This window comes from Parapedobacter sp. ISTM3 (genome assembly GCF_016533505.1).
Lineage (GTDB): Bacteria > Bacteroidota > Bacteroidia > Sphingobacteriales > Sphingobacteriaceae > Parapedobacter > Parapedobacter luteus.
Genome location: NZ_JAENGN010000006.1, coordinates 31,288 through 55,217 on the forward strand (window position 1 = coordinate 31,288; position 23,930 = coordinate 55,217).

At 47.9% G+C, this 23,930-nt stretch carries 22 protein-coding genes; 10 read left to right on the forward strand and 12 right to left on the reverse strand.

Annotated elements, in window-relative coordinates:
• Positions 1-52: 52 nt before the first annotated feature.
• Together JHJ32_RS09825 and JHJ32_RS09830 are read right to left on the reverse strand one after the other, a co-directional pair.
• Positions 53-562 (reverse strand): Fur family transcriptional regulator, encoded by a 510-nt coding sequence (locus JHJ32_RS09825; protein ID WP_079715791.1) that lies wholly within the window; start codon positions 560-562, stop codon positions 53-55.
• A 63-nt stretch (positions 563-625) separates the two neighbouring features.
• Complete coding sequence (locus JHJ32_RS09830) at positions 626-2,833, reverse strand: bifunctional (p)ppGpp synthetase/guanosine-3',5'-bis(diphosphate) 3'-pyrophosphohydrolase (RefSeq protein ID WP_200120865.1); 2,208 nt, start codon at positions 2,831-2,833, stop codon at positions 626-628.
• Positions 2,834-2,955: 122 nt separating this feature from the next.
• On the opposite strand from JHJ32_RS09830, the gene JHJ32_RS09835 reads away from it, so the two are divergent.
• Together JHJ32_RS09835 and bshB1 are read left to right on the forward strand one after the other, a co-directional pair.
• The gene (locus tag JHJ32_RS09835) at positions 2,956-3,594 is read left to right on the forward strand and encodes a DUF4294 domain-containing protein (protein WP_200120866.1); all 639 of its coding nucleotides are present in this window, start codon (positions 2,956-2,958) and stop codon (positions 3,592-3,594) included.
• A 123-nt stretch (positions 3,595-3,717) separates the two neighbouring features.
• Positions 3,718-4,452: a bacillithiol biosynthesis deacetylase BshB1 gene (bshB1, locus tag JHJ32_RS09840; RefSeq protein ID WP_079715794.1), complete on the forward strand. Its 735-nt coding sequence runs from the start codon at positions 3,718-3,720 to the stop codon at positions 4,450-4,452.
• 64 nt (positions 4,453-4,516) lie between these two features.
• Here the strand turns inward: bshB1 and JHJ32_RS09845 are convergent, their stop codons facing one another.
• The 3 genes from JHJ32_RS09845 to JHJ32_RS09855 form a co-directional block, all read right to left on the reverse strand.
• Entirely contained in the window at positions 4,517-4,843 is a 327-nt protein-coding gene (locus JHJ32_RS09845) for an iron-sulfur cluster assembly accessory protein (RefSeq protein WP_079715795.1), read from the reverse strand.
• A 93-nt stretch (positions 4,844-4,936) separates the two neighbouring features.
• A complete protein-coding gene (locus JHJ32_RS09850; protein WP_079716028.1) occupies positions 4,937-5,947 on the reverse strand; it encodes a cytochrome d ubiquinol oxidase subunit II in 1,011 nt (336 codons plus the stop codon).
• A gap of 16 nt (positions 5,948-5,963) precedes the next feature.
• Positions 5,964-7,295 (reverse strand): cytochrome ubiquinol oxidase subunit I, encoded by a 1,332-nt coding sequence (locus JHJ32_RS09855; RefSeq protein WP_200120867.1) that lies wholly within the window; start codon positions 7,293-7,295, stop codon positions 5,964-5,966.
• A 496-nt stretch (positions 7,296-7,791) separates the two neighbouring features.
• Between JHJ32_RS09855 and JHJ32_RS23180 the strand changes: the two genes are divergently transcribed.
• From JHJ32_RS23180 to JHJ32_RS09870, 3 genes are all read left to right on the forward strand, one after another.
• Positions 7,792-8,802: a HAMP domain-containing sensor histidine kinase gene (locus JHJ32_RS23180; RefSeq protein WP_200120868.1), complete on the forward strand. Its 1,011-nt coding sequence runs from the start codon at positions 7,792-7,794 to the stop codon at positions 8,800-8,802.
• A 90-nt stretch (positions 8,803-8,892) separates the two neighbouring features.
• Positions 8,893-12,123, forward strand: coding sequence for a S41 family peptidase (locus JHJ32_RS09865; RefSeq protein WP_200120869.1), 3,231 nt, complete (start codon positions 8,893-8,895; stop codon positions 12,121-12,123).
• Position 12,124: 1 nt separating this feature from the next.
• Complete coding sequence (locus JHJ32_RS09870; RefSeq protein ID WP_200120870.1) at positions 12,125-12,988, forward strand: aminotransferase class IV; 864 nt, start codon at positions 12,125-12,127, stop codon at positions 12,986-12,988.
• A 16-nt stretch (positions 12,989-13,004) separates the two neighbouring features.
• Here JHJ32_RS09870 and JHJ32_RS09875 read toward each other — a convergent pair whose 3' ends face one another.
• The 5 genes from JHJ32_RS09875 to JHJ32_RS09895 form a co-directional block, all read right to left on the reverse strand.
• Positions 13,005-14,039 (reverse strand): P1 family peptidase, encoded by a 1,035-nt coding sequence (locus JHJ32_RS09875; protein WP_233632581.1) that lies wholly within the window; start codon positions 14,037-14,039, stop codon positions 13,005-13,007.
• A 98-nt stretch (positions 14,040-14,137) separates the two neighbouring features.
• A complete protein-coding gene (locus JHJ32_RS09880) occupies positions 14,138-14,752 on the reverse strand; it encodes a thioredoxin family protein (RefSeq protein WP_079715800.1) in 615 nt (204 codons plus the stop codon).
• Positions 14,753-14,755: 3 nt separating this feature from the next.
• Positions 14,756-15,253 carry a TlpA disulfide reductase family protein gene (locus JHJ32_RS09885; RefSeq protein WP_200120871.1) on the reverse strand — a complete coding sequence of 166 codons (498 nt, stop codon included), beginning with the start codon at positions 15,251-15,253 and terminating at the stop codon, positions 14,756-14,758.
• 56 nt (positions 15,254-15,309) lie between these two features.
• Complete coding sequence (locus JHJ32_RS09890; RefSeq protein ID WP_233632582.1) at positions 15,310-15,927, reverse strand: C40 family peptidase; 618 nt, start codon at positions 15,925-15,927, stop codon at positions 15,310-15,312.
• Positions 15,924-16,937, reverse strand: a complete 1,014-nt coding sequence (locus tag JHJ32_RS09895; protein WP_200120872.1) for an isoaspartyl peptidase/L-asparaginase family protein — start codon at positions 16,935-16,937, stop codon at positions 15,924-15,926. Before JHJ32_RS09895 ends, JHJ32_RS09890 begins: the two co-directional genes overlap by 4 nt.
• Positions 16,938-17,066: 129 nt before the next feature.
• On the opposite strand from JHJ32_RS09895, the gene yihA reads away from it, so the two are divergent.
• The 5 genes from yihA (at position 17,067) to cmk (ending at position 22,103) form a co-directional block, all read left to right on the forward strand.
• Entirely contained in the window at positions 17,067-17,684 is a 618-nt protein-coding gene (gene yihA, locus JHJ32_RS09900; protein WP_079715803.1) for a ribosome biogenesis GTP-binding protein YihA/YsxC, read from the forward strand.
• Positions 17,685-17,691: 7 nt separating this feature from the next.
• Positions 17,692-18,540, forward strand: a complete 849-nt coding sequence (locus JHJ32_RS09905) for a UbiA-like polyprenyltransferase (protein ID WP_200120873.1) — start codon at positions 17,692-17,694, stop codon at positions 18,538-18,540.
• Positions 18,541-18,634: 94 nt separating this feature from the next.
• A complete protein-coding gene (gene topA / locus JHJ32_RS09910; protein ID WP_200120874.1) occupies positions 18,635-20,965 on the forward strand; it encodes a type I DNA topoisomerase in 2,331 nt (776 codons plus the stop codon).
• A gap of 55 nt (positions 20,966-21,020) precedes the next feature.
• A complete protein-coding gene (locus JHJ32_RS09915) occupies positions 21,021-21,434 on the forward strand; it encodes a hypothetical protein (protein ID WP_079715806.1) in 414 nt (137 codons plus the stop codon).
• 6 nt (positions 21,435-21,440) lie between these two features.
• Complete coding sequence (cmk, locus tag JHJ32_RS09920) at positions 21,441-22,103, forward strand: (d)CMP kinase (protein WP_079715807.1); 663 nt, start codon at positions 21,441-21,443, stop codon at positions 22,101-22,103.
• Between the two features lie 56 nt (positions 22,104-22,159).
• On the opposite strand, the gene JHJ32_RS09925 is transcribed toward cmk, so the two are convergent.
• Positions 22,160-23,365: a pyridoxal phosphate-dependent aminotransferase gene (locus JHJ32_RS09925; protein ID WP_200120875.1), complete on the reverse strand. Its 1,206-nt coding sequence runs from the start codon at positions 23,363-23,365 to the stop codon at positions 22,160-22,162.
• Positions 23,366-23,475: 110 nt separating this feature from the next.
• On the reverse strand, positions 23,476-23,859 hold the full coding sequence (locus JHJ32_RS09930) for a DUF1573 domain-containing protein (protein ID WP_079716031.1): 384 nt from the start codon (positions 23,857-23,859) through the stop codon (positions 23,476-23,478).
• Positions 23,860-23,930: the final 71 nt, after the last annotated feature.

The following is a 23,930-nucleotide window of genomic DNA, read 5'->3' on the forward strand; positions in this document are numbered from 1 at the left end:
GCGGTATCCGCTTGTCGCTGCTCTTGAAAATAAATGCTGGCGCAAATCAAGTTCAATGGGTCTCGGCTAATTCTCTTTTCTTTGTGGAGAAGGACGGTTCGGGTAATTCCGCTTTCTTGGCCGAACAATCGCTGCATACGCCGTATAAATTCAGGGAATGATGTTTGATGTCGAATTTGAGCAGTTCGCCCATCATGCTCTGTATTTGATGGATACGCGGGTCGCAAAACTCAACAACTTTGCCGCACTCAATGCAAATGATATGGTCATGTTGCTTGTACCCGTACGACTTTTCAAACTGCGCCATGTTTTTGCCAAATTGGTGTTTGGTCACCAAATCGCAGGAAACCAGCAGTTCCAAGGTGTTGTATACCGTGGCGCGGCTAACGCGGTACTTTTTATTTTTCATGTGGATATACAACGATTCCACATCGAAATGGTCGTTTCGGGAATAAATTTCTTCAAGAATAGCGTAGCGCTCCGGCGTCTTGCGGAGGCTTTTGTTTTCGAGGTAAGCCTCAAAAATTTTTTTTACTGTTTGGTAGTTTTCCGTTTGAGTCATCATCCGAAAGTTAAACGTACAAATTTACAATAAATTGCGTAGAAATACAAATCGCATGGCATCTCAATTGGCTGAGTCAAACCGTGTAATACCGGTGATCCCTTTAATCTGTTTAAGGTGCTTGATGAGATTTTCAAGATGCGCCGTGTCGTTGACGAAAATCATAATGGAGCCTTCAAAGATGCCATCATTGCTTGAAATCGTGATGGAACGGATATTCACCTTGAAGTCATGGGAGATCACTTTCGTGATCTTATTGACAAGCCCTACGTCATCTATGCCTACGATGTGCAAACCTGTAAGGAACGCGAGTTCTTTTTGGGATGTCCATTTTGCTTTGACGATGCGATATCCGTAATTGGCCATGAGTTTGGCGGCATTGGGGCAATTGGTGCGGTGTATCTTGATGCCATCATTTATCGTGATAAAGCCAAAAACGTCATCGCCCGGAATGGGGTTGCAGCATGGCGAAAGCGTATAATCGATCTTTTGCAGGTCATCACCAATCAGCAGCGTTTCGTAATCCTTTTTATTGATCTTGTCAACCAGGCCACTGATGTGCGAATTGAATTGCTGTCCATTTTGCTGCTCGGTAGTTTTTTCGCTCAGCGCAAACTCCTTTAAATTTTTAATGTCAATGGCTCCTTTCGCCACGTTGTAAAACAAATCTTGCGACGAAGGAAATTTAAAAAACGAGGTTAGCTTATTGATGTTTTCGGTATTATACGTGATTTTCAGCGATTTGAGCTTTCGCTCAAGGATTTCCTTTCCGTCTTCTGCTACACGCCGCTTCTCTTCCTTCAGGGCAGATTTTATCTTCGACTTGGCCTTGGCGGTCACCACAAAACTAAGCCAGTCTTCTTTTGGGGTTTGCTTACTGGAAGTGATGATTTCCACCTGATCACCGTTTTGTAGCTTATGGCTGAGCGGCACCAACTTATGATTCACCTTGGCCCCGATACAACTGGCGCCGAGGTCAGAGTGTATTTCAAATGCAAAATCAAGTGCTGTCGCATTGTTCGGCAACTGGATCAGTGCCCCTTTAGGGGTAAAGATAAAGATCTCGTCCGAAAACAGGTTCATTTTGAAATCATCGAGAAAGTCCATGGCATTTGGCTCAGGATTGCTCAATATTTCCCGGACCTTCTGTATCCATTGGTCAAGCCCACTGTCCGAATTTGATTCCTTGTATTTCCAGTGGGCGGCAAACCCTTTTTCGGCGATTTCATTCATCCGTATTGTTCGGATTTGCACTTCTACCCATTGGCCTTTAGGTCCCATCACCGTGGTGTGCAGGGACTCGTATCCGTTGGCTTTAGGCGAGGAAACCCAATCGCGCAGCCTATCTGGATTAGGGCGGTACAGGTCTGTCACGATCGAGTAAGCTTTCCAGCATTCAGCCTTTTCGTTTTCCTGGACCGTGTCAATGATGATACGGATGGCAAACAGATCGTATACTTCTTCAAAGGGAATGGACTTTTTGCGCATTTTATTCCAAATGGAATAGATCGATTTGGGTCTGCCGAATACCTGTGCCTTGATGCCCTGTTCATGCAGTATCTCCTTGATAGGCTCGATGAAGTTATGGATAAAACGCTCTCGCTCAGCCTTTTTTTCGTTCAACTTCCGAGCAATGAATTTATACGTGTCAGGGTCTGTATACTTCATGGAAAGATCTTCCAATTCGGACTTGATTGCGTATAGGCCAAGGCGATGCGCGAGCGGCGCATAGAGGTAAGAGGTTTCCGAGGCAATTTTCAGCTGCTTATCCCTTGGCATGAAATCCATGGTGCGCATGTTGTGCAAGCGGTCGGCCAGCTTGATGAGAATAACACGGACATCGTCGGCAAGCGTGAGCAGCATCTTGCGGAAATTCTCCGCCTGCATGGAACTGTTTGGATCAAATATGCCAGATATCTTGGTAAGGCCGTCGATAATGCGCGCTACTTTTTTACCAAATTCACGTTCGATGTCTTCCAGCGTAATGGTCGTATCCTCCACGACGTCGTGCAGTAAGGCGCAAACGATCGATGTGGTGCCCAAGCCTATTTCCTCTGCTGCGATCTGGGCAACGGCTATCGGATGATAAATGTAAGGCTCCCCTGATTTGCGGCGCATGTCGTTGTGGCTTTCCAGGGCCATATCAAACGCTTTGCGTATCATTTGTTTATCGCCGCGCTGCAAGGTAGGCTTGCAAGCCCGGAGCAACGCACGATACCGTTTACGTATTTCTTTGCTTTCTGCTTCTAAATCGATCACTAATTCTTTCATATATATTGCCTTACGCTTTATTGTAAGAATTTTTATATTTGTATATCCGTAAATGAATATTGGACGGGATAGATACCGTTTCGTTTAATGTATAAATATACGGAAATTTTTTGGGATTAGGCATGGGCTATCTGCGTGTATTATTTTTTTTAGGTGTTGTAACGTTTGCAAGCAGGGCGGTGGGCCAGCAGGATACAACGGCTTCGGCGCCGGGGAAGGGCTCTCGCCCCGAAGGCCGTATGGTGCTTACCACGATCATCGACGGGGAGCGGATGCCTTGGATGCTCATCCCCGAAGTGGAGGTCACCCGTAGGCGGGTATTTAAGAGCCCCGAGGATAAGGCCCGTTACATGCGGCTCCGGTACAATGTAATGAAGGTTTTACCTTATGCCAAATATGCCCAAAGCAAATATCAGCAGCTTTACCGTGATTTGGCGTTGACGGATAGCAAGCGCGAGCAGAAACGGCTGGTAAAAGCCTGTGAGAAAGAGATTAAGGATATGTTCAATAGGGAGGTCAAGAAACTGACCATTTCACAAGGTGAGATTCTCATTAAACTGATTGATCGCCAAACAGGGAGCTCCAGTTATGATGTAGTGAAGGATCTAAGGGGTGGTTTTACTGCATTCTTTTACCAATCTATCGCAAAAGTGTTTGGACACAATCTTAAGAATACCTACCATCCGGAAGAAGATTTTGAGATTGAAAACATCATCCGAAGTTTAGAACGGCCCGGTGTTGCAACTGCCCGTTATTTCTGATATGCACGGCGTTGGCCGGTTCCAGGGCAAAGCGCCGGCATATGGCCCAAATCGCGGCCTTGGCGCCTCGGCCAACCGTAAATCCGATACATTTTTTATCTTTGTGCCTATAAAGACCTGCACATGGAAGAAAACAACAAGCTTGATATATTGGTTGTCGCGGTACATCCGGACGATGCCGAACTGGGTTGTGGTGGCACAATCCTCAAACACGTAGCGATGGGTAGAAAGGTCGGAATCGTTGACTTGACGCGCGGTGAACTGGGTACGAGGGGGACACCGGAATCACGGGCTGCGGAAGCCCGCCGTGCTGCCGAACTGCTCGGGCTATCGATACGCGAAAATCTCGGAATGCGCGATGGTTTTTTCCGCAATGATGAGTCCCATCAATTGCAGGTGGTGCAAACCATCCGTAAATATCGTCCCGATATCGTGATCGCCAATGCGCTGTTTGATAGGCATCCTGACCACGGGAGAGCCGGAGATTTGATTAATGACGCTGTTTTTTTAGCAGGCTTGCGTAAAATAGAGACTACCGATGCAGGTGAAGTACAAGCGCCGCATCGCCCAAGGCTGTTGCTCCAGCTTATCCAAGACTACTACATCAAACCAGATATCGTATTGGATATCAGTGAATATTGGGAAGGAAAAATCAATGCCATCAGAGCCTTCCGGTCGCAGTTTCATAATGAAACATACGCGAGCAACGAACCGGAAACATACATTTCGAGACCTGACTTCTTGGAATATATCGAAGGAAGGGCAAGAGAATACGGCAAATATATCGGGGCCAAATATGCCGAAGGTTTCACATGCCGCAGACTGCTGGGAGTAGATGATTTGTTTGCATTGAGGTAGTCGAACCGGATTAAAGTTGAATTGTTTCAATCCGGTTCAACAGCATAGCTTCAATGCATCGGCGCTATACGGCGAAGCTTTCGCCGCATGCACAGGTACGCGACGCGTTTGGATTATGAAATTCAAACCCTTTTCCCGAGAGGCCATCCGAATAATCGAGCTCCGTACCTGCCAGATAGAGGTAGGACTTAATGTCAAGGCAGATTTTAACACCATTATCTTCGAAAAACTGATCGCCTTTTTTTTCTTCGTTGTCGAAATCAAGTTTGTAGCTTAATCCTGAACAGCCGCCACTTTCCACTGCTACCCGAACGAAATAGGTGTTGTCGTAATTTTCCTCGCGCATGATGTTGAGGATACGTTGTTTTGCTTTCTCTGTTACCGTTACCATATGTTCTTAGACGTTAGCGATCCGACTTCAAGATACAAATATCGCAATATAACTCCATTGTACAAAGTGCCAAACGTTTGCCGGGTGTCATATTTATGGATAAGGCGACCGTTTGCTGAATACGCGCATCAGGTGAAATAAAAATGGTAAGATAAAGACGCTTCCCAATAGTAGTGCCCAAGCAAGCGACGTTACGGTTTTGGCATTTCCGGCGTGCTCAATCAATGATAGCCCTCCGCCATTCTTGAAAAGCACCAATTCGGGATAATGCTGGTACGTGGCAGCCAATAGGATCATCGTTACTTGGAAGCCCGCCAATATGCGGGCGGCTATCGCCCTTCGTTTTTTAAAGGCGATAAAGGTCAAGATCAAAGAGACCGTTGCTAGAAAAATCGCCGCGCGTCCAATAAAATCACCGAATATCCATTCGATTAGCGGAATATCCGATAAAGAGGCCGACAGGAAGACCAGTGCACCCGAACCGACTACGAGATAAATAAACCGCCTGGCAAGGTGAATCATCAGCGTGCAGTCGTATTCATTTTCAACAGCGCCGATGGCGTAGGTCGCCGCGAGGTATCCGCAGATGCTCGTCGTAAAAACGCCAATCGCTACGCCAAACCAACTCAACCAACTGTTTACATAGGCAGCGATAAAGTCATTGGCCTCGACGTCGATAGTGCGGGCCACCGTGGCGGCGGCAATAATGCCTAGGAAAAAGGGCGTAATAACGCTGGACCACGTGTAAATGGAGGTGTAGACGCGCTGCCACTCATCGGCTACGGCATCATAGCTGCGGAAAACAAATGCGGTGCCCCTCGCCATGATGCCCAACAACATGGCCACCAGCGGAATATGCATATAAATCGACATTGTCGTATAGATCGCAGGAAATCCGACAAATAGAATAACGATGGCAATGATCAGCCACATGTGGTTGGCTTCCCAAATTGGGCCGATAGCATGTGACATGATGGTCCGTACCCGCAATTTATGCTTACGGCGTACAAGCAATTCGACGATGCCCGCACCGAAATCAGCTCCGCCAAGGAGAAGATACAAACAGATGGAAGCCCAAAGGAATACGATGACAACGTATAACATGATAGTAGAATAACGATTAATTGGATTGATAAGCCGGATCAGTCGTGTCATAAAGCCTGCCGACCATCGTCATTTGGCGATAAAGCAGGAAAACAACAATCGCAGAAAGGGAGATAAACACGGCAGTAAATAAATAGAACGAATAGACGATACCTGGCATAGGGGTGACGGCGTCAGCAGTGCGCATAATACCATAGATGATCCAGGGCTGACGGCCCACTTCCGTGACAACCCATCCCGCCTCTAAGGCGATATAGCCCATCGGCGTGGCGATGACAAATAACCGAAGCAGCCATTTGCTATCGAGCCATTTCTTCCGTGTAAAAAGAGCCGCAAAATAAATCAGGGCTAGCACCACCAGAAGCATGCCTAAGCCAATCATGAGCTGGAAGGCATAGTGCGTGATGGCTACCGGAGGCCAATGCTCTTTCGGGATGTCATTCAGACCCGTGACGGGCTTTTCGGGATCGCCATGGGCAAGGAAACTCAACAAGCCCGGTATCTTGATTGCATGTTTCACCGTTTTTTTATCCTCGTCAGGTATGCCGCCAATGACAAATGACGCGTTGGCTTCGGTTTCAAAATGCGCTTCCATCGCGGCAAGTTTTGCCGGTTGGCGCTGCGCGACATCCTTGGCCGATATATCTCCGCTCACGGGCTGTAAAAGTGCCGCGACGCAGGCGCTTAATGCTGTAATCCGAAAAGCTGTCGTGTGGAAAATGACATTTCTTTGTTTAAGGATCATCAAGGCGTGAATGCCTGACACGGCAAACCCGGTGGCTACAAACGCGGCTATGGTCATGTGCAACGCCTGTGAAAACCAGGCATCATTAAACATGGCTTGTATGGGATCCACATTTAAGTACTGGCCATCGACGAAATCAAAACCAGCGGGGCTATTCATCCAGGCGTTGGCAGCGACAACCAATATCCCCGAGGCCAGTCCACTTAGTCCGACAATTAGACCGGTAACCCAGTGAAACCAGGGCTTCAGCCGGTCCCAACCATACAGAAAGAAGCCAAGCGCAATCGCTTCGATAAAAAAAGCCGTGCCCTCCAAATAGAACGGCATACCGAATATCGGACCTGCATGTTCCATAAAGGTAGGCCAGAGTAAACCCAGCTCAAACGAAAGCATGGTGCCGGACACCGCTCCCGTAGCGAATAATATGGCTACACCCTTACTCCAAGCTTTGGTCAGCCCCTTGTAAATCGCATTGCCCGTCTTTAAGTAGATGAAATGTGATATGGCCATAAAAAACGGCATAACCATGCCAACGCATGCAAATATGATATGGAATCCGAGGGATACGGCCATTTGCGATCGTGCAGCGATAAAATCATCCATGATATAAACAGTTGGTTGTTTAAAAATGCTTAAAGTTACCAGTTTCGCAAACATGCTGTTCCGGTGATTAACGGATTAATTTGTTAGGGTTGCAATTTGTATTCTTTCTAAATAAAATCGTGCCGTGGATTGGTGACGCGGGGTTGATATCCATTAAATAAATAAATTTTCGCTGTACTTTATGTACTTTTGTATTATGACCGTTGGGCTCTTTCAAAAAATTAAAATTTATACCAAGCGATGCATAAGTTTCTTAATCGGAGACGGAACCGCCCTGACCTTGGAAAACAAATTGTTTAATTCCGTTTGTCTGATTGCTATTTTTATCATGGTCTTTAATATTCCCTTCAACTATTTTTCTGGGTTGAAGGTTACGGCTTTAATTTTTTTTATCCTGACGGCTTTTCTCAGTTATATTTATTATGCAGCCCGGTTCAAAAAGCGTTTGGTATTTAGTTTAGTCGTATCATCCATACTGGTCATTTTGTTATTTGCTGTGAACTATTTTTACAGCGCAGGGATAAGGGGTGCATCGCTCTTGTCTTTCATGCTGACTTTTATACTCATTATTATTGTTTCACCCAAAAAACTTTATTGGCTGTGGGTGCCGCTTTGCTTACTTGTCGTCGTCGGACTGATCACTATTGAATATTATTTTCCTGCTTCGGTGCGGGTTTCGTATGTAGACGACAAGGCGCTGTTTGTGGATATCGCTTTTACATACGGTACTGGTATTATTGTCAGCTTCTTCAGCTTGTTTTACTTGAAAGAAGCGTATAACAAGGAAAAGAAATCGTCTGACCAGAAAGCGATTGAATTAGCGCAATTGAACGATGAGAAGTTGAAGCTATTTTCGATAATTTCGCATGATTTACAGGCTCCGTTGTCTTCTTTGCATAGCTATATCCGGCTCGTAGCCAATGAGCGGCTTACTGCCGACGAACGGAAACAGGTGGAACGCGGGTTGGCCAATGCGTTGCACGGCACGCAGGAAATGCTTTCTAATATGTTGGTCTGGTCTCAGAGCCAATTGCGTGGTCTTCATGTTGATTTATTGCCGAATAATATCAGCGAAATACTAACACCTGTCATTGATATTCAAAAAATCTACGCTGCTCAAAAAGGAATTTCGCTGGAAACACATCTTGATCATTCGTTGCGTGCCCTGGTAGATCGCGATATGTTGCAGTTGATTGTCCGCAATTTGATTAACAACGCCATTAAATTTACATTGCCGGGTGGACGTATCTGTGTATCGGTGGATAAAAACGGCGCGAATTGCAAGATTGTAGTAGCAGACAATGGTATTGGGATGTCAAAGGACCAACAGGCCGAGCTGTTTTCTTTGAAGACGCGTTCTACCTATGGTACAAATAACGAGCGTGGAATAGGCTTGGGATTGTTTTTATGCAAAGAGTACACACTGGCCCAAAATGGGAGCATATCGTTCGACAGCGAGCCGGGCAAGGGTACAAAGTTCAGCCTGCTGTTGCCTTCAGTGACTTGATGTAATTTTCCGGCTACAAGTGGGTTTCCCTGCACAGGTGATGTTTAAAAACGATATATTGGCGGCCTTAAAAACGTTAACTTGATTCTCATGAGACAACTGTTACTGCTTACCATTAGTATTTTCTTAGCCCCGGTTATCCATGCACAAATAACGCCCAAATGGGCACGTTACCCCGCGATTTCTCCGGATGGGAGCATGATTGCTTTTACCTATAAGGGCGACCTGTACCGCGTACCTGCCTCGGGTGGAAGAGCGACGCAATTGACATTTCACAGCGCTCATGATTTTATGCCCGTATGGAGTAAAGATGGACAAAAGATCGCTTTCGCATCCGATAGGTACGGCAATTTTGACGTGTTTGTAATGGCGGCTGAAGGCGGCGAAGCTTCGCGACTGACGTATCACTCCAATGATGAATTTCCATATACATTCAGCGCTGATGGGTCGGCTATTATCTTTGGCGGAAATAGACAGGATTTAGCGAGCCATCGCCAGTATCCCACGGCCTCACAACCGGAGCTCTACTCGGTGCCGGTAACAGGGGGGCGCGTGCAATTGCTGTTGACCACGCCGGCTGAATATGTGCAGGTCAGCAAAGATGGCAGCATGTGGCTATATCACGATAAAAAAGGTGGAGAGAATGAATGGCGCAAGCATCACCAGTCATCCATCGCCCGTGATGTTTGGTCGTATGACGCAATAACAGGCAAGCATACCAAAGTAACCTCGTTTTACGGGGAAGATCGCAATCCGGTGTTTGCGGCAGATGGGGAGAGTATCTTTTATCTTTCGGAGGCGAGTGGTACATTCAACATCCATAAGCTGTCACTCGCTAATCCTGCACAGCAGGTGCAGGTGACCAAGCTTGCGACGCATCCTGTGCGTTCCCTGACTATTGCCGATAATGGATTGATGAGCTTTTCGTACGATGGTGAATTGTACACCGTGAAGGAAGGCGAAGAACCGCGTAAGGTGGGCGTAACCTTGTACACGCAAGACCAAGCTAACAATGATAGCTATATTGCGGTCAACGGTGGCGTGCGGGAGATGGATATTTCTCCCGATGGGAAAGAGGTTGCCTTCATTGCAAGAGGCGAAGTTTTTGTGTCTTCGGTGGATGGTAAACTGACCAAGCGCGTGACCAGCACGCCTGAACAGGAGCGATTCGTTAAATTCGCGCCGGATGGGAAGTCACTGCTCTACGCCAGCGAACGCGACGGCCGGTGGCAGATCTTCCAAACAAAGAAAGCCAGGCCCGAAGAGCCGTTTTTCTTTGCTTCCACCTTGCTGAAAGAGACGCCGTTGGTCAGCAATGCGCATGATAATTATTTGCCGGAGTTGTCGCCCGACGGCAAGAAACTGGCTTTCATCGAGAATAGAAAGACGCTCCGGGTGCTCCGCTTGGATACAAAGGATACGCTGACATTACTTACACCGGAACAATTGTTTCACATGCAGGATGGCGACCAGTACTTCACCTGGAGCCCGGATAGTAAATGGTTATTGGCAACATATCGTCCCACCATGGTGAATAGTGAAGTGGTATTGCTGGACACCGACGGAAAACGTCCGATGGTGAACCTTACACAAAGCGGATATAGCGATCGTTCGCCGAAATGGGTAAATGGTGGCAAGCAATTATTATGGTTCAGCAACCGCGATGGATTAAAAAGCCATGCGACAAGCGGTGCTACCCAGATGGATGTGTATGCCCTGTTTTTTACAAAAGAGGCGTGGGATCGGTTTAATCTGGACAAGGATGACTTCAACCTGCTGAAAGAGCTGGAAAAGGCAAACAAAAAAGACGATAAAGATAAAAAGGACGAGGGAAAGGATAACGCCGAAACAGTTACGCCCGCGACGCCACTGGTGATGGATTGGGCGGGGTTGCACGACCGGAAAGCGCGGTTGACCATCCATTCGTCATCACTGAGCGATGCGGTGCTTTCCAAGGACGGCGAAAAACTTTATTACTTGGCACGCTTTGAAAAAGACGCCAACTTGTGGAGTACTGATTTGCGGACAAAGGAGACGAAGATGGAGATAGCACTCAACGCCTCGGGAGGAAGTCTCATGTGGGACAAAGCAATGAAAAACCTCTACCTGCTGAGCGGTGGCCGGATTACTAAAATCACACCTGAAAATAATAAGCGCGAACAAATCAATGTGGCGGGTGAAATGCTGTATGATGCCGCCGCCGAACGGCAGCATATGTTTGAGCATGTATGGCTGCGTACCAAAAAGATGTTTTACACGCCGGATATGCACGGGGCGGATTGGGACGGCCTAAGGGAAAGCTATGCAAAATACCTTCCGCACATCGGCAATAGCTATGAATTTGCCGAGATGCTTTCTGAATTACTGGGCGAATTAAATGTTTCGCACGCGGGCGCTCGCTACAGCAGCAATATGGAAAATGGTGACGAAACGGCGTCATTGGGCATCTTCATGGACTACGGTCACCAAGGCCACGGTATCCGCATCGCAGAAATTATTCAAGGTGGACCGCTCGATAAGGCAAACCTTGATGTAAAAGCGGGAATGATCATCGAAAAAATCGATGGGGATACCATTGCGCCAAATCGAGACGTCGCGCGTTACCTGAACCGGAAGGCGGCTAAATTCGTTTTGATAGAGGTCATTGATCCCGCTACGAACAAACGCCAACAGCTGACCATCAAGCCTGTGACATTAGCGGAGGAAAACAGATTGCTTTACCGCCGTTGGGTGAAACGGAATCAAGAAGAAGTGGATAGCCTGAGCGGGGGGAAGCTGGGTTACGTGCATATTTCGGGGATGAACGACGGGCAATACCGCAACACTTATGAAGAAATGATGGGCAAATATGCCGATCGCAAAGGGGTGATTGTAGACACGCGCTTCAACGGCGGTGGCGATTTGGTGGCAGACTTAGCGATGTTTTTCACCGGTGAGCAATTCTTGGATTACGCGACGGCGGATCGTTCGGTGGGATATGAGCCCACGTTCCGCTGGACGAAACCCACGTTGGCCATGTTCAATGAAGCCAACTACAGTGACGGTCATTGTTTTTCTTGTGGATATACAGATTTGAAAATCGGTAAAACCGTCGGTATGCCGGTGCCCGGTACGTGTAGTTTCGCCGGTTGGGAAATGCTGCCTGATGGGGTTCGTTGGGGCGCTGTGCCCATCAGTGCAAAAAACAATGCCGGTGAATGGCTCGAAAATAACGAGACCAAACCTATGTTTGAAGTAAAAAATATGCCCGATGTCATCGCCAAGGGAAAGGACCAACAGTTGGAGAAGGCAATCGAAGAGCTGCTAAAAGATGTTGAATAATATGCTTGGAAAAACGGGATATCCAAACGAAGTATTTTTGAATGGGCAGTGGCTGCCCGCTGCCCAGGCGACCGTATCGGTATTCGACCGTGGATTCATGCTGGGGGATGGGATCTATGAAGTGATTCCGTTTTATCGGCGTAAGCTTTTTGCTTTTGAACAGCATTTACAGCGGCTTCGGCAGGGACTTGAGTCGGTAGGTATTGATTACGGCACCGACCAGCTTCGGGAGCGGACAGCGGAAGCTATCGCCCGCTCCGACTATGAGGACGGTGCGGTATATATGCAGGTGACACGCGGTGTTGCACCACGTAAGCATCACTTCCCGGCTGACACTGAGCCGACCGTATTGCTTTATGCGTATCCATTTCGTTTTGATGGGTTTGAGCAAAAGCTGGCGCATGTGCTTCTCTCGGAAGATTTCAGATGGCACCGCTGTGATATCAAGTCCATCTCGTTGATGGGTAATATACTGGCTAATCAAGCAGCGTACCAAGCTGATAAGACCGAAAATGTGCTCCATCGGCAAGGGTGGATTACCGAAGGTTCGCACACCTCGGTGTTCTTTGTGAAAGATAATATTTTATACACCCACCCCAATGGCCCCTACATTCTTCCTGGTGTCACCCGGGATGTCGTGCTTTCCATTGCGGACGAACTGGGCATGGCCGTTAGGGAAGAAGCTGTCGCTGTTGCCGACCTGAGGCTCGTAACCGAGGCGTTCCTGACCGGCACGACCATGCAAGTGACCGCAATAGGCTCGTTCTTGAGCGACGACAGGCGGTTGGTCATAGGAAGTGGAAGTGCAGGGCCGGTTACCCGCCGTATACAGACTGCTTTTGCCGGTCGTACGAAAGCGTTGTAGGTGCGTTAGGCGGTTTTCAGTCATCCGGGTGGAGGAGGGGAAGGATTCGATCGACCGGGAGTGCTTCTATCTTCCGTCCGGCTTTTCCGACCATTGTTTCGGCAGCGAAGAGGGAATTGATAATCGCTTCCTCGGTCGCCTCAATGGCCGCCATGAACAGGGGAGACATCAGGTCATTAGGCACCAACGCCATGGAATGCAACGCGGTATCCACACGGAAGGGGATACGGACCTGGGAAGCCGTAGAAAACGAAATGACATAATCACCACTACCGTTGGAAGCGATGCCACCCGTTTTTGCCAGGCCCATGAAAGCGCGTTTGGCCAAACGTTCCAAGTTGCGGCTATCCAAGGGGGCGTCCGTTGCGACAATAATCATGCAAGATCCATCTACATTGTTGAGCAACTGGTTACTGTATTCAAATTTCCCTAAATGCTTGCCTACCTGTAGGCCATTGACTTGCAGTACGCCGCCAAAATTGGTTTGTACGAGCACACCAATGGAATAACCGCCGAGATGGACGGGCAGCTGACGGGAGGCTGTGCCGATGCCGCCTTTGAAACCGAAACACACGGTGCCTGTGCCGGCGCCTACGCTACCCTCCAATGGCCGTTGTTCGCTTGCCCCGTGGATCGCGGCCAGTACATCTTCCTTTTTAACATGACGCCCGCGTATATCATTAAGGTAACCATCATTGGTTTCACCAACGACTGCGTTGACCGATTGGACATTTTCGTTGCCTGGCAGCGCCAGTATATAGTCGATTACAGCGTCCATAGCCGTGGGGACGCTAAGCGTGTTGGTGAGAATGATGGGCGTTTCCAGGTTGCCTAATTCGGTCAATTGGGTGCTGCCGGCAAGTTTGCCAAAGCCGTTTCCGGCAAACACTGCTGCCGGAACTTTTTGCTGGAATATATTGCCGCTATGCGGAAGTATGGCCGTTACACCCGTCCTAACCGAATCGCCCTTAAGCACCGTGGTATGGCCGACCTTCACCCCGGATACATCCGTGATGGAATTGGACGCACCGGTGGGTAAGACGCCTATCATAATTCCCAGTTCGCGAGGGCTTTTGGTTTGCCCTTGGATTGATAATACAACCAAGCAAGTAAGCAGCCAGGTGCATGAGGCGTGAATAAAGAGCCTACTCACGAGGCTTTTTTCCATTTAATGGTGCAACCAATAGCCTTCGTCATATTAGGATTGGGGGTACTCCCCCCGTTCAATGCTGCGATGGCATCCTCTACGAATTTCGTTTGGGGATTTCCGCCCCGGCTATCGTCGTCTATAGCACCAATATACTGCAATACGTTGCCCTGGCTTGTCTTTTGCAGTAAAAAAGTATGCGGCGTGTGCGTTGCGGCGAAACGTTTGGTCACGACGTGATCAGGATCAAGGAGATAAGGAAATGTAAATCCTTTTTCTTTTGCACGTTGTTGCATTTGTTCAAATGACTCCCGAGGCTCAACGCCGGCATCGTTCGGATTGATGGCAATCACCGGATAGCCTTGCGCTTTGTATTTCTTGTCTAAAGCGATGATCCGATCTTCATATCCTTTGGCGACCGGACATGTATTGCACGTAAAAATCAGGATAAATCCTTTTGCGTCGCTATAGTCTGCTAAAGATACCTTATTTCCATCGACGTTTTTGAGGCTGAAGTCTTCCACAACATCGCCTATCTGGTATCCTTCATTGAATACAGGGGCATTGGCCGCTATGACGACGGACAACACCATGCACAGTAAACTGATTGTTTTCATGGCTTATTGGTTTTGTTGTACAATGGCTAAATAATCACGCTCTAATTGTTGGTAGTCAAACTCCTGTTCGCTGAAAATCCGCACTCCTTTGCTCGTATTGACGAACAGCGTTGCTGGTATCGCTCCTGACCATTCTTCGCTGATTCGGGGGATAAAATGCTGTTCGTTTTTTTCATCAAGTATCCACACTTCGTTTTTTAATCCCTTGGCATCGACAAACCTGCGCACAGCGTCATGATATTTGGCGGCATCTAAACTAACAAAAATAACGCGCAAAGGTTTTAATCGGTATTCTGCTTGTAATCGCTCGAAATGCGGCATTTCAGCAACGCAAGGTGCACACCAAGTAGCCCAAAGATTGACCACGAACGTTGTATCTCCGCCATTTTGCAGGCGTTTTTCCAGCTCATCCAAGGTAACCAAGGGCACCCGTTCCTGCGCCGTCGCCAAATCAGTGGAAAGCACAGCAATTGCAAACGCACATATCCATGCCGTTTTCATAATGTAAAAATAAAGAAATAGCCATTAAGCTTGTCGTTTGGTAACGCAATAATTACTTACCTTACGCTTCCGGCTCTTTTGAAATATTTATAATACCAAGTGTCATGAAGGTCGCTGATGATCACGCCTTTGCTGGTGGATACATGCACAAATTTGTTGTTGTGCAGGTAGATTCCTACGTGGTCAATATCCCTGCGGCCGAAGGAAAAAAAGACGAGGTCGCCTTCCTGCAACTGGCGTTCGTATTTGCGTTTGATTTGTGCAGCCATCTCTCTTGATATCCGGGGCACCGACTTACCATATACATCGCGCATGACCATCCCCACGAAAGCCGAGCAATCAAGCCCACGTTTATCGGCCCCGCCGGGCCGATGGGGAATGCCCATCCATTCGTCGATGTAGGCATATAGCGTAGTGTTCTGCAATTCATGGGGGCGGACGCCAAGTACCTGCGCATAGCTGTCAATCAACCGTCCTGCGGTGCGTACGTCTTTTGGGGCGGACGAGGCATCGGTAAGGATCGTATTGCCCGGTGTCTTTTTAGTTCGCGGCGCGGTCATAACCCTATCAGGAGGAAGCGCATTTTTGCGGGTAAGGCATCCGCTAAGCAAGAAGATGCCCAACGTCAAGAAAAACAGCGTATATATTTTGTAGGGTATTGGCAAGCTAATCATTTATAGATGGCGATTTCGATTTCCCCGGATTCGGTGACGGCCCCCCGGTACATGCCCGCCGTGTTGAATGGCATGGCCATATTTCCAGCACTGTCCAAGGCTATCATTCCACCATCTCCGCCCATTTTACCAATTTTTTCGATTACGGCAGAGGCTGCTTGAACCACAGGCGTATTGCCGTACTCCATTTGGGCGGCCACATCATATGCGGCTATCCCTCTGATGAAAAACTCACCCCACCCTGTACAAGAGATGGCCACCCGTTGATTGGCATAAGTGCCTGCACCAATGATAGGCGCATCGCCGATGCGGCCGTATTGCTTGTTGGTCATCCCGCCAGTAGATGTGCCGGCAGCGAGGCGGCCGGCCTTGTCGAGCGCCACGGCTCCTACGGTACCGTATTTATAGTCATTGGTGAGTGCTATGTTCGACGATTGGTTATTTCCATCGTGATCAAGCTGAGTTTTGAGGGAGTCCCGTCTCAAAACACGTTCCAGTGCCTTCCAACGGCTTTTCGTCCAAAAATAGCTTGGTTCGACGATTTCCAGCCCTTTGGACGCGGCAAAAACTTCGGCGCCTCTGCCCGTCAGCATGACGTGTTCAGATTGTTCCATCACAGCACGCGCTGCTTTGATGGGATTGCGGATGGTGGTTACCCCGGCAATTGCCCCAGCGGCTTGGGTCGGCCCCCACATTACAGCAGCATCCAACTCATTTTTGCCTTCATGAGTAAAGACAGCCCCTTTACCTGCATTGAATAACGGATTGTCTTCCATGACCAGAATCGCAGCTTCAACGGCGTCCAGACTACTTTTTCCTGCCTGGAGCTGGCTGTACCCGGCTTGCAGGGCTTGCGTCAGTGCCTCGCGGAACGCACGCTCCTGATCAGGTGTCATGTTTTCTTTTAAGATGGTACCCGCGCCGCCATGAATAACCATAACGTAACGTGCCTGGCCAAAAGCCATTGAATTCATGGCAAGTACAAGTATTAGTGTGTATAAATAGTTCATTAGGTAAAGTTTAATTACGCGACTAATTTAAACATTTCTCCTGTAATTGACGAAGGTAACTCCTGAACAGCGACGATGTTTCTGAATGATTCGTTCAACAAAACTAACCAATTGTATTACCTTTGCACCATGGTCATCAAGACGGCAACGTTTGTTAGCAGTAATACCCGTATCGATAAATTGCCTGCACCGGAGATGCCGGAATATGCTTTTATCGGCCGTTCTAATGTTGGGAAGTCTTCCCTTATCAATGCACTTACCGGACGTCGTCATTTGGCTAAAACTTCGCAGACGCCCGGCAAAACCCAGGTGATTAACCACTTTCTGATTAATGATGCGTGGTATTTGGTTGATCTGCCCGGCTATGGTTTCGCAAAGACATCCAAAAGTAATCGCGTGGCTTGGGAAAAGTTTATCCGCCGCTACCTATTACAGCGTGAAAGCCTGCAATGTGTGTTTGTACTGATAGATAGTCGTCATGATCCGCAGCGAATCGACTTGGATTTTTGTTACTGGCTCGGCGAAAACGGCATTCCGTTTATGTTGGTGTTTACTAAAGCAGATAAACAAACACGGACTAAGTCGGATGCCAACATCGATAAATTCCGGAAAGCATTGCTGCAATGGTTTGAGGAAGTGCCGCAGCATTTCCTTACATCTGCTGAGACACGGATGGGATGCGAACCGTTGTTGGACACGATTGATGACATCAATCGCAATTTCCGTCCCATAGCTATGAATCGTTGATAACGTTATGAAGAAATATTTTTCACTCGTCCTGTTTGCCCACAGCGTCTTTGCGCTTCCTTTTGCTATCATCGGTTTTTTTCTGGCCATCAATACTACACCGTATCCCTTTGATTGGTTTAAACTGGCGCTCATGCTGGCCTGCATGGTTTTTGCACGTAATGCTGCCATGGCGTTCAATCGTTATTTGGATCGCGATATTGATGCCGCAAATCCGCGTACCGCCATGCGTGATATTCCGGCGGGGCGGGTAAGTCCCCGTCAAGCATTGGTGTTTACAATCGTCAACTGCCTATTATTCATTATTGCCACCTGGTTTATCAACCGTATATGCTTTTACCTTGCTCCCGTAGCCTTGGCCGTGGTATTGGGATATAGTTACATGAAACGGTTTACTCCCCTTTGCCATTTAGTGCTGGGATTAGGGCTTGGTTTGGCACCGCTGGGTGCCTACCTGGTGGTGACCGGCGCATTTGACGTAGTTCCTGTCTTTTACTCCTTAGCGGTATTGTTTTGGGTAGGTGGGTTTGACATCATTTATGCCCTGCAGGATGAGGAGTTCGACCGCCAGCATCAGCTCAACTCTATTCCCGCATGGTTGGGAAAACGAAGAGCATTGCGTGTATCGGAAGCGTGCCACGTCCTTTCGGCGATCTTTGTTGTCTTGCCCATGTTTTTTGTTCCGTTGAGCTGGTTTTACCTTCTCGGAGTCGCTTTCTATTGCGGGCTGCTTGTTTATCAGCATCGGATCGTGAGCCCGGCCGATTTGAGCAGGGTAGACCGGGCTTTTATGACAACAAATGGTATCGCCTCGGTAGTGTTCGCTTGTTTTTTCCTGCTGGACATGGTTTTTTAGTTTGGCATGCGGGAAGTGGGTGAGCCTATTGTTTTAAAAAACGTTTTGTCATTCCCTGAATAAATCCCTTTATTTGCAAAAATCTAAAAAATCAATGGCGAAAAACTTACTGATTGTAGAGTCACCGGCGAAAGCGAAAACGATAGAAGGATATTTAGGCAAGGACTTCCTGGTCAAATCCAGTTATGGTCATATTCGTGATTTGGTGAAGACCGACGACGCAATAGATACGGCAGATAATTTTAAACAAAAATATGAAGTGCCGGCTGATAAAAAAGCTGTAGTCAGTGAGTTAAAGAAGTTAGCTAAAGAAGCGGAGACCGTTTGGCTCGCATCCGATGAAGACCGGGAGGGGGAGGCGATATCGTGGCATTTGTATGAAACTTTAGGGCTTCGCGACGACAAGACCAAGCGGATAGTTTTTCATGAAATTACCAAGCCGGCTATCTTAAAGGCCATTGAAACCCCACGGGGAATTGACTTTAACCTGGTGAACGCACAGCAGGCGCGGCGTGTACTTGACCGATTGGTCGGCTTTGAGCTTTCTCCGGTACTGTGGAAGAAAGTGAAACCGGCGCTTTCGGCAGGGCGGGTTCAGTCTGTCGCTGTAAGGTTAATTGTCGATAGGGAACGGGAAATCAACCGATTTAAGGCTGAGGCTGCGTTCAAGGTGGTGGCCATTTTCCACACCGACAATCCTAAAGAATTGTTCAAGGCGGAGCTGCCGCAGCGTTTTGCCACTGTCGCTGATGCCGAACGCTTTCTTGCGGATTGTACCAATGCGACCTTTGTGGTCAACAGCTTAGAGACCAAACCCGCTAAGCGAAACCCCGCGGCACCCTTCACCACGTCGACCTTGCAGCAGGAAGCAAGCCGCAAGCTTGGCTTCTCCGTGGCACGTACCATGGCGGTGGCACAGCGTCTCTATGAGGCTGGCCGTATTACCTATATGCGTACGGATTCGGTCAACTTAAGTGATACGGCATTGCAGGGAGCTGAACAGGAGATTAAAACCGCATACGGCGAAAAATATCATAAGCGTAGGCAATACCGTACAAAGTCTGCCGGAGCGCAAGAAGCCCACGAAGCCATCAGGCCCACCTATTTTGATCGTCATACCATCGATGGTGATAACGCTGAAAAGCGACTTTATGAACTGATATGGAAACGGGCGATTGCTTCACAAATGAGTGAAGCAGAGTTTGAAAAGACTACGGCAAAAATCGGGATTTCGACCCGATCGGAAGAATTGGTGGCCAGCGGCGAGGTCATGCGTTTTGACGGATTTCTCAAAGTTTATTTTGAGTCGACAGATGAAGACCAGGAACCTAATCTTGACGGTGATAGCGATAATACATTGTTGCCTCCGTTACAACAGGAACAGCAGGTGAAATTGCAGCGTATGACCGCTACCGAACGTTTTTCGCGACCACCGGCCCGGTATACAGAAGCAAGTCTTGTTAAAAAGTTGGAAGAGCTGGGAATCGGCCGTCCTTCGACTTATGCGCCTACGATATCGACCATCCAAAACCGCGGTTATGTCGTCAAAGAAGAGCGGGATGGAAAACCTCGGGATTATCGGGTGCTGGAACTTACGGAAGGAAAGCTCACGATGCAGACCAAAACCGAAATCACGGGAGCCGAAAAGGCTAAGTTATTTCCTACCGATATTGGCGTGGTGGTCAACGATTTTCTTGTAGAACACTTCAAAGGAATCGTCGACTTTAATTTCACGGCAAAGGTGGAAAAAGAATTCGATGAAATCGCCCAGGGAATGAAAGAGTGGACGGATATGCTGCATAGTTTTTATGGGCCGTTCCACAATGAGGTCGAAACTACTATCAAGACGGCAGATCGGGCAACCAACGAACGGGAGTTGGGTACGGATCCCGAAACAGGCAAACGCGTAAGTGTTCGCATCGGCCGCTTCGGACCCATGGTACAAATCGGATCGGCGGATGACGAAGAGAAACCGCGTTTTGCAAGCCTGAGGCCAGGACAGATGATAGAGACGATTACATTCGAGGAAGCGCTGGACTTATTTAAACTGCCCAAAAAAGTTGGCGAATTTGAAGGGAAGGAGATGACCGTGGCCATTGGCCGGTTTGGCCCTTACATTCGCCATGACAACGCGTTTTATTCTTTGCCAAAAGATGTGGATCCCCATAATGTGACAACGGAGTCGGCCATTCAAATCATTCAGGATAAACGGCGGAAAGACAGCGAGAAAGTCATTAAAGTATTTGACGAGAATCCGGAGGCACGTATTGAAAATGGTCGTTGGGGACCTTTCATCCGCTTCGGCAAGCAGAATATCAAGATACCGAAAGGCACCGACATACAATCTATCACTTACGACAATGTGCTCCAGTGGGCAGAGGCAGATGACAAGAAACCAAAGAAAAAAGCACGGGGGCGCAAGTAGGCCAAGCTGATAGCATAGCGCTTAAAGCCTATACTTTAAGCTAAAGCAGCATGATATGAAAAAAGATTTGCCTGAAAATATTGTTCAAGATATTTCTATCGCGGTAGTACTGGAAAGTGACTCGCCGTCGGGTAAAGTGTGGAATGTATACCTCATCAATGAAAAGACGGTACCTATCAAGAATGTGATGGTGAGCTCTAAAGGATACGGATTAAAGAATGAGAAGGAAGTGCGGACAACCACATTACGGCATTTCATCGGCGATATAGACCCGAATGACTACGCCAAGATAGAGGCCATAGATGAACAGGTTTTCGGATTGACCAATGAGTACTGGCTTAGTTATTATATCGAGGGTACGATATATGATAAGAAGTATATTTTTCTTCCGGAGAGCATTATCGACGAAAATCTTATCAAAATTCCGGTATTGAACAAACCGGGTGTTTTGATTGGTGGAAACAATTAATCACAAATGGCCAGAACGAATACGATCATTGCCATAGACGGCTATTCTTCCTGCGGAAAAAGTACGTTGGCCAAAGCCTTAGCTAAGAAACTCCATTACCTCTATATAGACAGCGGGGCGATGTATCGCGCCGTAACCTTGTATTTTATTCGCCATGCTGTTCCGCTTGATGACGAACAAAAGGTTGCAGCGGCATTGGCGGCCATCCATATTGATTTCCATACGGCCGCTGGCCAGACGTGCATTTCGTTGAACGGTGAAGATGTCTCGGAGGAGATCAGGCAGATGTTTATCTCGGATTACGTCAGCGAGGTGAGTGCGGTCAAGGCGGTGCGCTCGGCAATGGTAGCCCAGCAACAGCGGATGGGCCGAAACAAGAATATCGTCATGGACGGCCGCGATATCGGTACTACCGTTTTTCCGGACGCGGACCTGAAAATCTTCATGACCGCTGATCCGAAAGTGCGGGCGGAGCGCCGTTACCTGGAATTAAAAAACAAAGGCGAAGATATAACCCTGGAAGAGGTATTTGAAAATTTGGCCCACCGTGATTACATTGATACTACCCGGGAAGAAAGTCCACTGGTGCGTGCAAATGACGCGCTTATCTTAGACAATACCGACCTTAATGAAGAGGAGCAGCTGCAGTTTGTACTCGACAGACTGTAGGATAACCACTTGGTGACGTATGCCGCGTGAAGCTTTAATGGTGTAACCGGGCTATATCATGCTGTGGCCGTCCTGCCGGGATATGCTTCCAACCCTTTCTCGAGGCATAGCAAAGCCTTATTCAGATCGTTGGCGTTTAAAACGTAAGCCAGCCTTACCTCATTCCGTCCGGCATTCGAAGTGCTGTAAAAACCACTGGCGGGAGCCATCATGACAGTCTGGTTTTGATATTCGAAATGTTCCAGCATCCATTGGCAAAACGAATCCGCATCATCAATCGGAAGCTGAGCCACCACATAAAATGCGCCACCGGGATTGGGGCAATAGACACCTTTGATGCCGTTAAGACCAGCGACCAACACATCCCTTCTGGCCGTATACTCTGCTTTCACCGCGTCAAAATAGCTTTGCGGTGTGTCAATGGCTGCTTCCGCGGCGATTTGGGCCACCGCAGGTGGGCTGAGCCTCGCCTGGGCAAATTTCAAAGCCGTGCGCCAAACCTCCTTGTTCTTGGTAATCATACAGCCTAGCCTTGCGCCACAGGCACTGTATCGCTTGGATACGGTGTCCAGCACGATGACATGTTGTTCGAGCCCCGCCAAATGCATCGGCGAGATAAACTCCCGTCCATCGTAGCAAAACTCCCGATAAGCCTCGTCAGATAGCAAAAACAGATCATATTTGAGGCATAGGTCACGAAGGGCTTCCAGCTCCTGTCGTGAATAAAGGTACCCAGTTGGGTTATTGGGATTGCAGATGGCGATAGCCTTGGTGTTCTTCGTAATTAGTGCTTCAAATTCAGAAATCGGCGGCAATGCAAAACCATCGGCAATATAAGAAAGGATTGGCTTTATCTTAATGCCGGCCGAACAGGCAAAACCATTATAATTGGCATAAAAAGGTTCGGGAATAATAATTTCCTCGCCGGGGTTAATGCACGCCTGCATGGTGATAGTAATGGCCTCGGACCCGCCGTTGGTAACCAGGATATCATTGGGTGTAATCGCATACCCCAGTTTGTTGTAATAACTGCTCAATTTGCCTCGGTATGAGGCGGTTCCTTCCGAGGGTGTATAAGCCCAAACCTTGAAATCGATATTTTTAATTGCATCAAGCATGATTTGGGGCGTATCAATATCGGGCTGCCCGATATTTAAGTGGTAGATGTGTTTACCCTCCTGTTTAGCTTTATCGGCATAAGGTGTAAGCTTACGGATAGGTGAGGGAGGCATCTCAAGGCCCTTATTGGATACTGAAGGCATACGATTCGTGCTATTTTGCTGCAATATTAAGCATAGCATTTGATTTAAATGTACAAAAAAAACCGCCAGTTAATTGGCGGTTTTCCTGCATTTTTGCAACGCGCTGTCGGTTAGCCGGTTACCTCTCCTTTGATGTAAAGGGTTTTTACGGGGGTTTTGGTGTTGGAGCGAACCGTAAAATTTTTGGTAAATGGCTGCTTTACTTTCGCGTCATAGGTCACTTTAATGGAGCCTGTTTCGCCGGGTTTGACAGGTGTCTTTGTAAATTCAGCGACCGAGCAACCGCAAGAAGGCTTCACCTCGCTGATGATAATCGGCTCAGTGCCTACATTGGTAAACGTAAATTCGTATGAAACCGGTTGATTCTGGGGAACTTGCCCAAAATCATGGGTTTCTTTTTCGAATTTAAACTCCGCTTTACTGTTTTGCTGGGCCAACGCAGCCGAACCAACAAAGGCAACCAACAGCATGCATATTGTCGTAATCTTTTTCATCATTGTTTATTTGTTTTAGTATGACACATTGAAAATGGTATACAAATTTACTGTTTTAGATGAGAGGGTCA